Annotated in this window: 11 protein-coding genes; 4 read left to right on the top strand and 7 right to left on the bottom strand. The window is 73.6% G+C overall.

Going from position 1 to position 11474, the window contains the following annotated elements:
• Positions 1 to 72: 72 nt before the first annotated feature.
• Positions 73 to 1422 (bottom strand): class II 3-deoxy-7-phosphoheptulonate synthase, encoded by a 1350-nt coding sequence (locus ACFWWQ_RS22165; RefSeq protein WP_384598710.1) that lies wholly within the window; start codon positions 1420 to 1422, stop codon positions 73 to 75.
• A gap of 191 nt (positions 1423 to 1613) precedes the next feature.
• Here ACFWWQ_RS22165 and ACFWWQ_RS22170 point away from each other — a divergent pair, with 191 nt between their 5' ends.
• Positions 1614 to 1670: a trp operon leader peptide gene (locus ACFWWQ_RS22170; RefSeq protein ID WP_384598785.1), complete on the top strand. Its 57-nt coding sequence runs from the start codon at positions 1614 to 1616 to the stop codon at positions 1668 to 1670.
• 94 nt (positions 1671 to 1764) lie between these two features.
• The gene (locus ACFWWQ_RS22175) at positions 1765 to 3756 is read left to right on the top strand and encodes an anthranilate synthase family protein (protein WP_384598712.1); all 1992 of its coding nucleotides are present in this window, start codon (positions 1765 to 1767) and stop codon (positions 3754 to 3756) included.
• Here ACFWWQ_RS22175 and ACFWWQ_RS22180 read toward each other — a convergent pair.
• The 5 genes from ACFWWQ_RS22180 to ACFWWQ_RS22200 form a co-directional block, all read right to left on the bottom strand.
• Entirely contained in the window at positions 3722 to 4738 is a 1017-nt protein-coding gene (locus tag ACFWWQ_RS22180) for a 2-hydroxyacid dehydrogenase (protein ID WP_384598714.1), read from the bottom strand. The two genes, ACFWWQ_RS22175 and ACFWWQ_RS22180, sit on opposite strands and share 35 nt — an antisense overlap.
• A 185-nt stretch (positions 4739 to 4923) precedes the next feature.
• Positions 4924 to 5952, bottom strand: a complete 1029-nt coding sequence (locus tag ACFWWQ_RS22185; protein ID WP_384598716.1) for a 6-phosphofructokinase — start codon at positions 5950 to 5952, stop codon at positions 4924 to 4926.
• A gap of 200 nt (positions 5953 to 6152) precedes the next feature.
• Positions 6153 to 6854 (bottom strand): response regulator, encoded by a 702-nt coding sequence (locus ACFWWQ_RS22190; protein WP_384598718.1) that lies wholly within the window; start codon positions 6852 to 6854, stop codon positions 6153 to 6155.
• Positions 6847 to 8139: a MacS family sensor histidine kinase gene (macS, locus tag ACFWWQ_RS22195; protein ID WP_384598720.1), complete on the bottom strand. Its 1293-nt coding sequence runs from the start codon at positions 8137 to 8139 to the stop codon at positions 6847 to 6849. Before macS ends, ACFWWQ_RS22190 begins: the two co-directional genes overlap by 8 nt.
• Before the next feature lie 29 nt (positions 8140 to 8168).
• Positions 8169 to 8951, bottom strand: coding sequence for a lysophospholipid acyltransferase family protein (locus ACFWWQ_RS22200; RefSeq protein ID WP_384598722.1), 783 nt, complete (start codon positions 8949 to 8951; stop codon positions 8169 to 8171).
• A 191-nt stretch (positions 8952 to 9142) separates the two neighbouring features.
• On the opposite strand from ACFWWQ_RS22200, the gene ACFWWQ_RS22205 reads away from it, so the two are divergent.
• Both ACFWWQ_RS22205 and ACFWWQ_RS22210 read left to right on the top strand, forming a co-directional pair.
• A complete protein-coding gene (locus ACFWWQ_RS22205; protein WP_384598725.1) occupies positions 9143 to 9940 on the top strand; it encodes an alpha/beta hydrolase in 798 nt (265 codons plus the stop codon).
• On the top strand, positions 9927 to 10559 hold the full coding sequence (locus ACFWWQ_RS22210) for a hypothetical protein (RefSeq protein WP_384598727.1): 633 nt from the start codon (positions 9927 to 9929) through the stop codon (positions 10557 to 10559). Before ACFWWQ_RS22205 ends, ACFWWQ_RS22210 begins: the two co-directional genes overlap by 14 nt.
• 6 nt (positions 10560 to 10565) lie before the next feature.
• On the opposite strand, the gene ACFWWQ_RS22215 is transcribed toward ACFWWQ_RS22210, so the two are convergent.
• Positions 10566 to 11318, bottom strand: a complete 753-nt coding sequence (locus ACFWWQ_RS22215; RefSeq protein WP_384598729.1) for an endonuclease/exonuclease/phosphatase family protein — start codon at positions 11316 to 11318, stop codon at positions 10566 to 10568.
• Positions 11319 to 11474: the final 156 nt, after the last annotated feature.

Below are 11474 nucleotides of genomic sequence, written 5' to 3' on the forward strand. Positions count from 1 at the left end.
CCACACCCCGGCGCCCCACAACCCCCCCCCCCCCCCCCACAGGTGTGTCGCATGCCGTCGCGACGGACGGACTCACTGATCGCGGTACATCTCCGCGACCAGGAAGGCCAGGTCCAGCGACTGGCTGCGGTTGAGCCGCGGGTCGCAGGCGGTCTCGTAGCGCTGGTGCAGATCGTCGACGAAGATCTCGTCGCCGCCGCCCACGCACTCCGTGACGTCGTCGCCGGTCAGCTCGACGTGGATGCCGCCCGGGTGGGTGCCCAGCGACTTGTGGACCTCGAAGAAGCCCTTGACCTCGTCGAGCACGTCGTCGAAGCGGCGGGTCTTGTGGCCCGAGGCCGCCTCGAAGGTGTTGCCGTGCATCGGGTCACAGATCCACGCGACCTGCGCACCGGAGGCGGTGACCTTCTCGACCAGCTCGGGAAGGCGGTCGCGGATCTTGTCGGCGCCCATCCGCGTGATAAAGGTCAGCCGGCCCGGCTCGCGGTCCGGATCGATCCGCTCGACGAGCGCCAGCGCGTCCTCGGCCGTGGTGTTCGGGCCGAGCTTCACGCCGACGGGGTTACGGATGCGCGAGGCGAACTCGACGTGCGCGTGGTCGAGCTGGCGGGTGCGCTCGCCGAGCCAGACCATGTGGCCCGACACGTCGTACAGCCGGCCGGTACGCGAGTCGGTGCGGGTGAGCGCCGACTCGTAGTCGAGGATGAGCGCCTCGTGCGAGGAGAAGAACTCGACGGTGCGGAACTCCTCCGGGTCGACCCCGCAGGCGTTCATGAAGTTCATCGCGCGGTCGATCTCGCGGGCCAGCGCCTCGTAGCGCTGGCCGGAGGGCGACGACTTCACGAAGTCCTGGTTCCAGGCGTGCACCTGGCGCAGGTCGGCGTAGCCGCCGGTGGTGAAGGCGCGGACGAGGTTCAGCGTCGCCGCGGAGGCGTGGTACATCCGCTTCAGGCGCTCCGGATTCGGGATCCGGGCCGCCTCGGTGAACTCGAAGCCGTTGACGGAGTCGCCGCGGTAGGTCGGCAGCGTCACGCCGTCGCGGGTCTCGGTGGGCTTGGAGCGCGGCTTGCTGTACTGACCGGCGATCCGGCCGACCTTGACCACCGGGACGGACCCGGCGTAGGTGAGGACGGCGCCCATCTGGAGAAGCGTCTTGAGCTTGTTGCGGATGTGCTCGGCGGAGACGGCGTCGAACGCCTCCGCGCAGTCGCCGCCCTGCAGCAGAAACGCCTCACCGCGGGCGACCGCTGCCAGGCGCTCGCGCAGCTGGTCGCACTCGCCCGCGAAGACGAGCGGCGGATAGGACTCGAGCTCCGCGATCACATCGCGCAGAGCCTCGTGGTCCGGCCAGTCGGGCTGCTGCGCCGCGGGCAGGTCTCGCCAGGTGTTGCCACCGGCGTGGGTTTCAGCGTTCACGGTCACACCGTCCACATTACGGGGTCCGCGGAGGGCGATCGGGCGCCGCCCGGAGTGTGAGACGGACCGCACCCGGTATACGGGCACCCAGGGCCGCCCCGGGCACCGGCTCCGTACCGGTTCCCGTCCGCACTCCGGACCGTCCGGAGTGCGGACGGCGCCGCCGGGTCCCGGCGGGGTCCGGTAGGGTGCCCGGCATGTACGCGCCGCATGTCACGAACTGGTGGTGGACCGCTCATCCGGCGGCCCGCTGACACGCGCGTACTCACTCGAACTTCGCGAAGGCCGCCCGAGGGGCGGCCTTCGGTGTATCCACCGGCCGTTCCTCCCTCCCGGAAGGAACCCGGCATGCACCACCCCGACCCCTCCCCCGCGCCGCACGACGCCGCCGCCCTGGTGCGGCAGCTGCTCGCCCCCGGCTGCCCGCCGTTCGCGCTGCTGCGCCGCCGGTCGCCGGGGCGCGACGGCACGTCGGTCGAGGTGCTGATCGGCGAGGTCACCGAGGTCGAGCGGCTGGCCGGCATCCCGCTCGGCGACGGCCCGGACGCGCCCGGCGCGCCGGTCACCGACGCACTGGCGCTGGTCCCGTTCCGGCAGATCCGCGAGCGCGGCTTCACCGCCCACGACGACGGCACCCCGCTCGCCGTACTGCGCCCGCACACCGCGTACGAACTGCCCCTGGGCGCCGTGCTGGACGCGCTCCCGGCGCACGACGTGGCGGTGCGCGACGGGGCGTTCGACGTGGCCGACGACGCGTACGCCGAGATCGTCGGGCGGGTGGTGCGGGACGAGATCGGCAGCGGCGCGGGCGCCAACTTCGTGATCCGGCGGACCTTCGAGGGCGCGATCGACGGGTTCGGCGCCGCCGACGCGCTGGCGCTGTTCCGGCGGCTGCTGGCCGGGGAGCGCGGCGCGTACTGGACGTATGTCGTGCACCGCCCCGGGGTGCGGACGCTGGTCGGCGCCAGCCCGGAGGTGCATGTGCGGATGACCGGGGCGCGACCGGACGTCCCGGGCGGCGGCACCGTCGTGATGAATCCGATCAGCGGCACCTACCGCTACCCGGCGGGCGGCCCCACCGCCGAGGGGCTGCTGGCGTTCCTGGGCGACCGCAAGGAGGTGGAGGAGCTGTCGATGGTCGTCGACGAGGAGCTGAAGATGATGTGCACCGTCGGCGACGGCGGCGGCGTGGTCGTCGGGCCGCGGCTGCGGGAGATGGCGCACCTGGCGCACACCGAGTACGAGCTGCGCGGCCGGACCTCGCTGGATGTGCGGGAGGTACTGAAGGAGACGATGTTCGCGGCGACGGTCACCGGCTCGCCGGTGCAGAACGCCTGCCGGGTCATCGAGCGCCACGAGCCGCGCGCCGCCGACGGCCGGGGCCGCGGCTACTACGCGGGCGCGCTGGCGCTGCTGGGCCGGGACGAGTCCGGGGCACAGACGCTGGACTCGCCGATCCTCATCCGTACCGCCGACATCGACGCGGACGGGCGGCTGCGGGTGCCGGTCGGGGCGACGCTGGTGCGGGCGTCGGACCCGTACGGCGAGGTCGCCGAGACGCATGCGAAGGCGGCGGGCGTGCTCACCGCGCTGGGGGTGCGTCCGGCGCCGGAGCGTCCGGCGGCGGGCGGTACGGTGCCGCGGCTGGCGGACGATCCGCGGGTGCGGGCGGCGCTGGACGCGCGGCGGGCGGACCTGGCGCCGTTCTGGCTGCGGATGCGGTCCGGCGAGCCGACCGCCGCACTGCGCGGCCATGCGCTGGTCGTGGACGCGGAGGACACCTTCACCGCGATGCTGGCGCATCTGCTGCGGACGTCGGGCCTTGAGGTGACGGTGCGCCGGTTCGATGAACCGGGGCTGCAGGAGGCGGTGCGGGCGCACCGGGGGCCGGTGGTGCTGGGCCCCGGGCCCGGCGATCCGTCCAACGCCGCCGACCCGAAGATGCGGTTCCTGCGGTCGCTCGCCGCCGGGCTGGTGAGCGGGCGGGAGACGGACCGGCCGGTCCTCGGGGTCTGTCTCGGCCATGAGCTGCTGGCGGCGGAGCTGGGGCTGGAGATCGTCCGCAAGGAGGTGCCGTTCCAGGGGGCGCAGGAGCGGATCGACTTCTTCGGGCGGCCGGAGACCGTCGGCTTCTACAACACCTTCACCGCCCGCTGCGATGATGCCACCGCCGCCGAACTGGCCATGCACCGCGTGGAGTTGAGCCGGGACGAGGGGAGCGGCGAGGTGCACGCGCTGCGCGGGCCGGGGTTCGCCGGGGTGCAGTTCCACCCGGAGTCGGTGCTGACGCTGGACGGGGCGCGGCTCACCGCTCAGCTGCTGGCGGCTGTCCTGGTGTGACGAGGAGGTTCGCGCCGCCGCGGCCGGCCAGGTAGTCCTCGACGTTGACGAGGGTGGCGTCGACGATCTGGCCGACCGCGTCGGCGGTGAAGTACGCCTGGTGCGAGGTGACGAGGACGTTGCCGAAGGTCATCAGTCGGGCCAGGACATCGTCGCGGACGACGTCGAGGGAGCGGTCGTGGAAGAACATCCCGGCCTCCTCCTCGTAGACGTCGAGGGCGACGCCGGAGAGGCGGCCGGACTTGAGGGTCTCGACTAGGGCGGCGGTGTCGACGAGTCCGCCGCGGCTGGTGTTGACCAGCAGGGCGTCGTCCTTCACGGCGGCCAGCGCGGCGGCGTCGACGAGGTGGCGGGTGGTGTCGGTCAGCGGGACGTGCAGGGTGATCAGGTCGGAGTCGGCGAAGAGCTGGTCACGGTCGACGTAGCGCATCCCGAGGTCGCGGCAGGCCGGGTTCTCGACGAGGTCCCAGCCCAGCAGGCGCATGCCGAAGCCGTGCGCGATACGGGTGAACGCCTCGCCGATCCGGCCGGTGCCGACCACGCCGACGGTACGTCCCCGCAGGTCGCGGCCCATCAGCCCGTCGAGGCGGAAGTCGAAGAGACGAGTGCGCTGGGCGGCGCGGATCACCCGGCGGTCGACGGCGAGGGCGAGCGCCCAGGCGAACTCGGCGACGGCGTAGGGCGAGTAGGCGGCGACCCGGCCGACGGTCATACCGAGGTCGGCGGCGGCCTGGAGATCGATGTTGTTGTAGCCGGTGGCGCGCTGGGCGATCAGCTTCGTACCGCCGACGAAGAGGGTCTGGAGGACCTCGGCGGACAGCTCGGAGTTGACGTCGGTGGTGACGATCTCGTAGCCGTGGGCGATGGGCGCGGTGTCGCGGTCGAGGTTGACGTCCAGGCAGCGGATCTGGTGGCGGTCGGCGAACGCCCGCTCCAGCAGCGGCCGTTCATCGGTCTGCACCCCGAACGCGACGATTTCCATACCGCTCTCCTCCTCGCCTCACACCCCGGCCGTTTCGCGGCTTTTGTCCGCCGGGCCGAATATACGGGGCGAGGTGCCGGGCACCGCCGCGGCGCGGGCGGGCGGGGCCCGGTGGAGCGACGGGGGACGGGGCGCACCGGGCGGCGGCGCGCGCCCCCGGAGCGCGACCGCCCGCCCCCACACCGTCAGCCGAAGAACACCCCCGCCTCCGCGTACAGCGCCGGATCGACCGTCTTCAGCTGCGCCGTCGCCTCGGCCAGCGGCACCCGCACGATGTCCGTACCGCGCAGCGCCACCATCGAGCCGAAATCGCGGGCCTGCACGGCGTCGACGGCGTGCAGCCCGAAGCGGGTGGCCAGCCAGCGGTCGAAGGCGCTGGGTGTGCCGCCGCGCTGGGTGTGGCCGAGGACCGTGGTCCGCGCCTCCTTGCCGGTCCGCGCCTCGATCTCCTTGGCCAGCCACTCCCCTACCCCGGAGAGCCGGACGTGCCCGAACGCGTCGGTGCTGCCGTCCTTCAGCACCATCTGGCCGTCCTGGGGCATCGCCCCCTCCGCGACGACGACGATCGGCGCGTAGCGGACCCGGAAGCGGGACTCGATCCAGGCGCAGACCTGCTCGATGTCGAAGCGCTGCTCCGGGATGAGGATGACGTTGGCGCCGCCGGCCAGCCCGGAGTGGAGCGCGATCCATCCGGCGTGGCGACCCATCACCTCGACGACCAGGACCCGCATATGGGATTCGGCGGTGGTGTGCAGCCGGTCGATGGCCTCGGTGGCGACGCCGACGGCGGTGTCGAAGCCGAAGGTGTAGTCGGTGGCCGAGAGGTCATTGTCGATGGTCTTGGGGACGCCGACGCAGGGGATGCCGTGCTCCTCCCAAAGCCGCGCGGCGACACCGAGGGTGTCCTCCCCGCCGATCGCGATCAGCGCCTCGATCTCCCCCTTGGCCAGCGTCTCCTTGATCCGGCGGACGCCGTCCTCCTCCTGGAACGGGTTGGTCCGCGACGAGCCGAGGACCGTACCGCCGCGGGGCAGGATGCCGCGGACCGCGGCGATGTCCAGCGGGCGGACGTCGCCCCGCAACGGCCCGCGCCAGCCGTCGCGGAAGCCCGCGAAGGTGTGCCCGTACTCCTGGGTGCCCTTGCGGACGACAGCCCTGATCACCGCGTTCAGACCGGGGCAGTCGCCACCGCCGGTCAGCACTCCGACCCGCATCGCCTTCACCTACATCCCGTCAGAGGGCCGCACATGGCCCTGCGTGCACCGATGCGGTCACGCTAGACGTGATCCGGGTCACTCGGGGATGAGGGTGCGGCCGACTCCGGTGCGTCCAGGGCGAGTTGGCGCCCGACGATCACCCGTACGGGCGGGACGGAGGCGCGGCGATGACGCGGCCCCGGGGCCGCACCCCGCCGTCACGCGTCGTCGAGCCCGCGCTCGATGGCGTACCGGACCAGCTCGACGCGGTTGTGCAGCTGGAGCTTGCCGAGGGTGTTCTGGACGTGGTTCTGCACCGTGCGGTGCGATATGACCAGCCGCTCGGCGATCTGCTTGTACGAGAGGCCCTTGGCGACCAGCCGCAGCACCTCGGTCTCCCGGTCGGTCAGCCTCGGGGCGCCCGGCTCGTCCGGGGTGGCAGGCGCCGGTTCCGTCGCGAGCCGCCGGTACTCGCCGAGGACCAGCCCGGCCAGCCCCGGCGTGAAGACCGGCTCCCCGGCGGCGGTGCGGCGCACCGCGTCCAGCAGCTCCTCGGTGCTCGCCGACTTCAGCAGATAGCCGGTCGCCCCGGACTTCACCGCCTCCAGCACATCGGCGTGCTCCCCGCTGGCCGACAGCACGAGGACCCGCACACCGGGGTGCGAGCCGACGACCTCCTTGCAGACCTGCGCGCCGGGCATCCCCGGCAGATTGAGGTCGAGGACGAGCACCTGGGGCACGACGGCGCGGGCCCGGCGGACCGCCTGCGGGCCGTCGCCCGCGGTGGCCACCACCTCGCACCCGGCGGCCGCCAGGTCCCGGGCGACGGCGTCCCGCCACATCGGGTGGTCGTCGACCACCATCACCTGTATCCCGTCGCCGGAACCGCCCACCGGCCCCGTTCCGTCCTGGTCACTCATGCGCGCGCCGTCCCCCGCGTCGGCCCTCGGGCGGTGCGCCCTTGGGTACGGTCAACTCCACTTCCGTGCCCTGCCCGGGGACCGACAGCCACACGGCACTGCCGCCCAGGTCCCGCAGCCGCCCGCGGATCGACAGGACGACCCCGAGACGGCCCTCCCGCTCGGCGTCGTCGAGCCGCCCCTCGGGGATGCCCGGCCCGTCGTCCCGGACCGTCACCACGACCGCCTCCGGCTCGTCCTCCAGCAGCACCCACGCGCGGGCGTCCTCCCCGGCGTGCACCCGTACGTTGTCCAGCGCGGCGCCGACCGCGGCGGCCAGCTCCCCGGCGGCGTGCGCCGGAAGCTCCACGGCGGCGCCCGGCTCGGAGAACGTCACCCCGCTCCCGGCGTACGGGGCGAGCAGCGCCCGCACATCGCACCGGCCGCCCGCCGCGTCACCGGGCGCCACACCGGGCGCCGGCGGCGCGGCAGCGGACGCCGGTCCGCCCGCGCGGGGCGACGGCACCAGGCCGCCGGCCACCAACGTCCGCAGCGCGACCTCCTGTTCACCGGCCATCCGGCCCAGCTCCGCCGCCTCCCCGCCGATCGCGGCGCCGCGGCGCTGCACCATCGCGAGGACCTGGAGGACGCTGTCGTGGATGTCGCGGGCCAGCCGCTCCCGCTCCCGGGTCGCCGCCTCGATCTGCAGCGCGCGGGCGAGGGTGCGCTCACTGTCGCGGGCCACCTCGACGACGTAGCCGATCGCCACGCTCGCCACCCAGACCAGGACGACGTTGTGGATGGTGTTCCCGGCCAGCGCCTCGCGTTCGACGAGGTTGGCGACGGCCACCGTGCTGGACGCGAGCATCGCCCACCGCCAGCCGCCCTTGATCGCGAAGGCGAGGACGGAGCCCGCGGTGCAGATCGACGGCAGCGTGGCCGCGCCGCCCATGATCCGCTCATGGGACTCGACGACCATGGTCAGCAGGATGCCGCCCACCGCGAAGCTGAGATCGCCGACCAGGAAGCGGCGGGTGCAGCGCTCCGCCGAGGTGGTGTGGCGCCAGGTCAGCGCGGTCCAGACGGCGAGCGCCGCCATGTAGCCGACCGCACCGAGCGGATGCACGTACTTCTCGTACTGCGCGGCGACCAGGCAGCACGTGTAGATCAGCGTCAGGATGCGGTAGCCGGTGAGCGCCCGCCACAGCGGCAGCTCGACGGACATACGCAGCCCCGGCCGCGGCGCGACGGGCGCCGTGGCCGTCGCCTCCCCGCCCGCTTCCGTCCTGCTGTCGGTGTCCGCCATCCCCGGCCCCCACCCCTCGCCGGGCGCGCCTACGCCCCGGCCTCGGCCTTACCCGGTCCGTCCGTGCCGTGCCCCTTGCCCTTGCCGGAGCCTTCGGCCATCTTCGCCTCGGCCTCGGCCTTCTTCTTCGCGTCGGCGATCTGCCGCTTGGCGGCCGTCGCGTAGATGTCGACGTACTCCTGGCCGGAGAGCTTCATGATCTCGTACATCACCTCGTCGGTGACCGAGCGCAGGATGAAGCGGTCGCCCTCCATGCCCTGGTAGCGCGTGAAGTCCAGTGGCTTGCCGATGCGGATGCCGGGCCGGATCATCTTCGGCACGATCTTGCCGGGCGGCTGCACCTTCTCGGTGTCGATCATCGCGACGGGGATGACCGGTGCGCCGGTGGCCAGCGCGACGCGGGCCAGACCGCCCGGCTTGCCGCGGTAGAGGCGGCCGTCGGGCGAGCGGGTGCCCTCCGGGTAGATGCCGAACAGCTCACCGCGCTCCAGCACCTCGATGCCGCTCTTGATGGCCGCCTCGCCCGCACCGCGCGCCCCCGAGCGGTCGACGGGCAGCTGGCCCACGCCCTTGAAGAACGCGGCGGTCAGCTTCCCCTTCACGCCGGGCGAGGTGAAGTACTCGGCCTTCGCGATGAAGGTGACCTTGCGGTCGAGGACCGCGGGCAGGAAGAAGGAGTCCGAGAAGGACAGGTGGTTGCTCGCGAGGATCGCCGGACCCTCGGCGGGAACGTTCTCGATGCCTTCCACCCAGGGACGGAACGCCAGCTTGAGCGAACCGCCGAGGGAGAACTTCATTGCGCCGTAGATCAACCGACTGCCTCCTGTGTGTGACGCAAAGACCTTAACCCGGCCCGGGACCCGGCTCGTCGCCTCCGGCCCGCCGTCCGGGGCACGGCGCTCCCCGGGCCGCCCCGGGATCGCGGGATCGCCCTTACCCGACCGGCGTCACTCCGCGTACGCTGCAGGTGACGAGCCAGACCCCTCATGATCGGAGTTCCCCGGTGCCGCTCCTTCCCGGAGCCGAGCCGTTCCGCCGTGACGGCGGAGAGGTCGGCGTCCTCGTGTGTCACGGCTTCACCGGCTCCCCCCAGTCCGTACGCCCCTGGGCCGAGTATCTCGCCGACCGCGGGGCGACCGTCGCGCTGCCGCTGCTGCCCGGCCACGGCACCCGCTGGCAGGACATGGCGGTCACGACGTGGCAGGACTGGTACGCGGAGGTCGACCGCGAGCTGCGGGCGCTGTCCGAGCGGTGCGCCACGGTCTTCGTCTGCGGGCTGTCGATGGGCGGCGCGCTGGCGCTGCGGCTCGCCGCCCGGCACGGCGACGCGATCAGCGGGGTCGTGGTGGTCAACCCCGCCAACAAGGTGCACGACGCGGTGGCGGCGCTGCTGCCCATGCTGCGGCATCTCGTCCCGACGACGAAGGGGCTGGCGAGCGACATCGCCAAACCCGGCGCGGCGGAGGTCGGCTACGACCGCGTACCGCTGCACGCGGCGCACTCCGTGCGGCAGTTCTTCCGGCTGGTGGACGCCGAACTCCCGCAGGTCACCCAGCCGTTGCTGGTGATGACCAGCCCGCAGGACCATGTCGTCCCGCCCGCCGACTCGGAGCGGATCCTGGCCCGGGTGTCGTCGACGGACGTGGACCGGACGCTGCTGGAGCGCAGCTACCACGTCGCCACGCTCGACCACGACGCCGAGCAGATCTTCCGCGACACCGCCGCCTTCATCGAGCGGCTGGCCCCGGGCGCGCTGACCGACCCGGCGGACGAGGGGACGGCGGCCCGTGGCGGAGCGTAGCCCTCGCGATCCCCAGGATCCGCTGGACGAAGAGGCCGCCTGGGCCCAGATCATCGCGGGTTACGGCGAGGAACCGGCGTGGGACGACGCCCGCCGGGAGGTACGGGCCGAGACCACGGACCCCGGCGAGCCCACAACCGACGACGAGCGGCCGGGCCCCCTTGCCAAGGCGTCCGACGCGGAGACCGCCACCGGAGCGGACCGCGGGCCCGAGGAGCAGGCCGCGGACGACGGACCGAAGGCGCCCTCCGGCCCCGCGGCGCCCGGCACCGGCTCCCCCGGCAGCTTCGTGGTGTACGCGCCGGGCGTCGGCCCGCGCGACTGGAGCTCCGCCGAACCGTCCGAGGCTGATTTCGACGAATCCGACGAGGGGCATTTCATCCCGCCCGAGCCGCCGCCGCTGCCGCAGGCCGACGTCACGACGAAGTTCGCCTGGCTCGCGGTGCTCGGCGGCCCGCTGCTGCTGGTCCTGATGGTGCTGTTCCAGCAACCGGTGACGTGGTGGATCACGGTCCTGGGCATCGGCGGTTTCCTCGGCGGCTTCGCGACGCTGATCGCCCGGATGAAGGGCGACGACGAGGACGACGGGCCGACGCCCGGCAGCGGCGCGGTGGTCTGAGGCCGCCTACGGCGCGTCCGCCGGGATCCGCAGCGCCGCGAGCACCGGCAGATGGTCGGTGGCGGCCGTCAGATCCGCGGCGTGCACACCGGGCAGCCCGTGCGGGACGCCGCAGCCCAGCACCTCGATGTTGTCGGTGGTGAAGAGCGCGTCGATGCGCTGGTACGGCTCGCGCGGGGTGGAGGTGAACTCCCCGCCCCAGGGGTGCGCCGCCCACGCGTCGGTGAGCGCACCGGACAGCCGCCGGAAACTCCGGCCGTCGGGGCGGTCGTTGAGGTCCCCGCCGGCCACCGCGTACCGCACGTCCAGCGCCGCCAGCTCCGCCAGCAGCCGTCCGGCCTGCGCGTACCGCTCGTCGGCGGCGAGGCTGAGATGGCAGCTGAGGACGCCGAACCGGGCGCCGCCGACGCGGACGACGGCGGTGGCGAAGCCGCGCCGGTGCAGGCCCGGGGTGCGGGGCAGCAGGACGTCGGCGGTGCGCTCGACGTGGACGCGGAGCGCGGCGAGGATCATCGGGCCGGTGGTGGTGGCGCCGCCGGTGACATGCGTCAGGCCGCCGGCGCGGGCCAGCCGTTCGGCGGCCTTGCGCCAGCGGAAGAACCGCGGCGCCTCCTGGATCAGGACGAGATCGGGCGCGCAGGCGCGGATCACCCGCGCGACCGCCGCCTCGTCGTCGCGCAGCGAGCGGACGTTGTAGCTGAGCACCCGCACGACGGCCGAACCGTCCGGCGCGGTACGGGAGACGGGAAGCGCGGACATCACGGCGGCTCCTTGTGCCGGCGACGGGGCCCGGATACGGCGGCGGGGGGGGGGGGGGGGGGCCGCGGCGGGGGGGGGGGGGCGCCCGCGGGGGGGGGGGGGGGGGCGGCCCCCCCCCCGCCCCCCCGCCCCGCCGGGGGCGGGGGGGGGGGGTAA

The sequence above is a fragment of the Streptomyces sp. NPDC059080 genome (genome assembly GCF_042739975.1).
GTDB classification, from domain to species: Bacteria; Actinomycetota; Actinomycetes; order Streptomycetales; family Streptomycetaceae; genus Streptomyces; species Streptomyces benahoarensis.

Excerpts from the sequence above, each read along its gene's own strand:
- ACFWWQ_RS22180 (WP_384598714.1), bottom strand. The coding sequence starts at position 4,738 with ATGGAAATCGTCGCGTTCGGGGTGCAGACCGATGAACGGCCGCTGCTG.
- ACFWWQ_RS22185 (WP_384598716.1), bottom strand. The coding sequence starts at position 5,952 with ATGCGGGTCGGAGTGCTGACCGGCGGTGGCGACTGCCCCGGTCTGAAC.
- ACFWWQ_RS22175 (WP_384598712.1), top strand. The coding sequence starts at position 1,765 with ATGCACCACCCCGACCCCTCCCCCGCGCCGCACGACGCCGCCGCCCTG.
- ACFWWQ_RS22190 (WP_384598718.1), bottom strand. The coding sequence starts at position 6,854 with ATGAGTGACCAGGACGGAACGGGGCCGGTGGGCGGTTCCGGCGACGGG.
- ACFWWQ_RS22215 (WP_384598729.1), bottom strand. The coding sequence starts at position 11,318 with ATGTCCGCGCTTCCCGTCTCCCGTACCGCGCCGGACGGTTCGGCCGTC.
- macS (WP_384598720.1), bottom strand. The coding sequence starts at position 8,139 with ATGGCGGACACCGACAGCAGGACGGAAGCGGGCGGGGAGGCGACGGCC.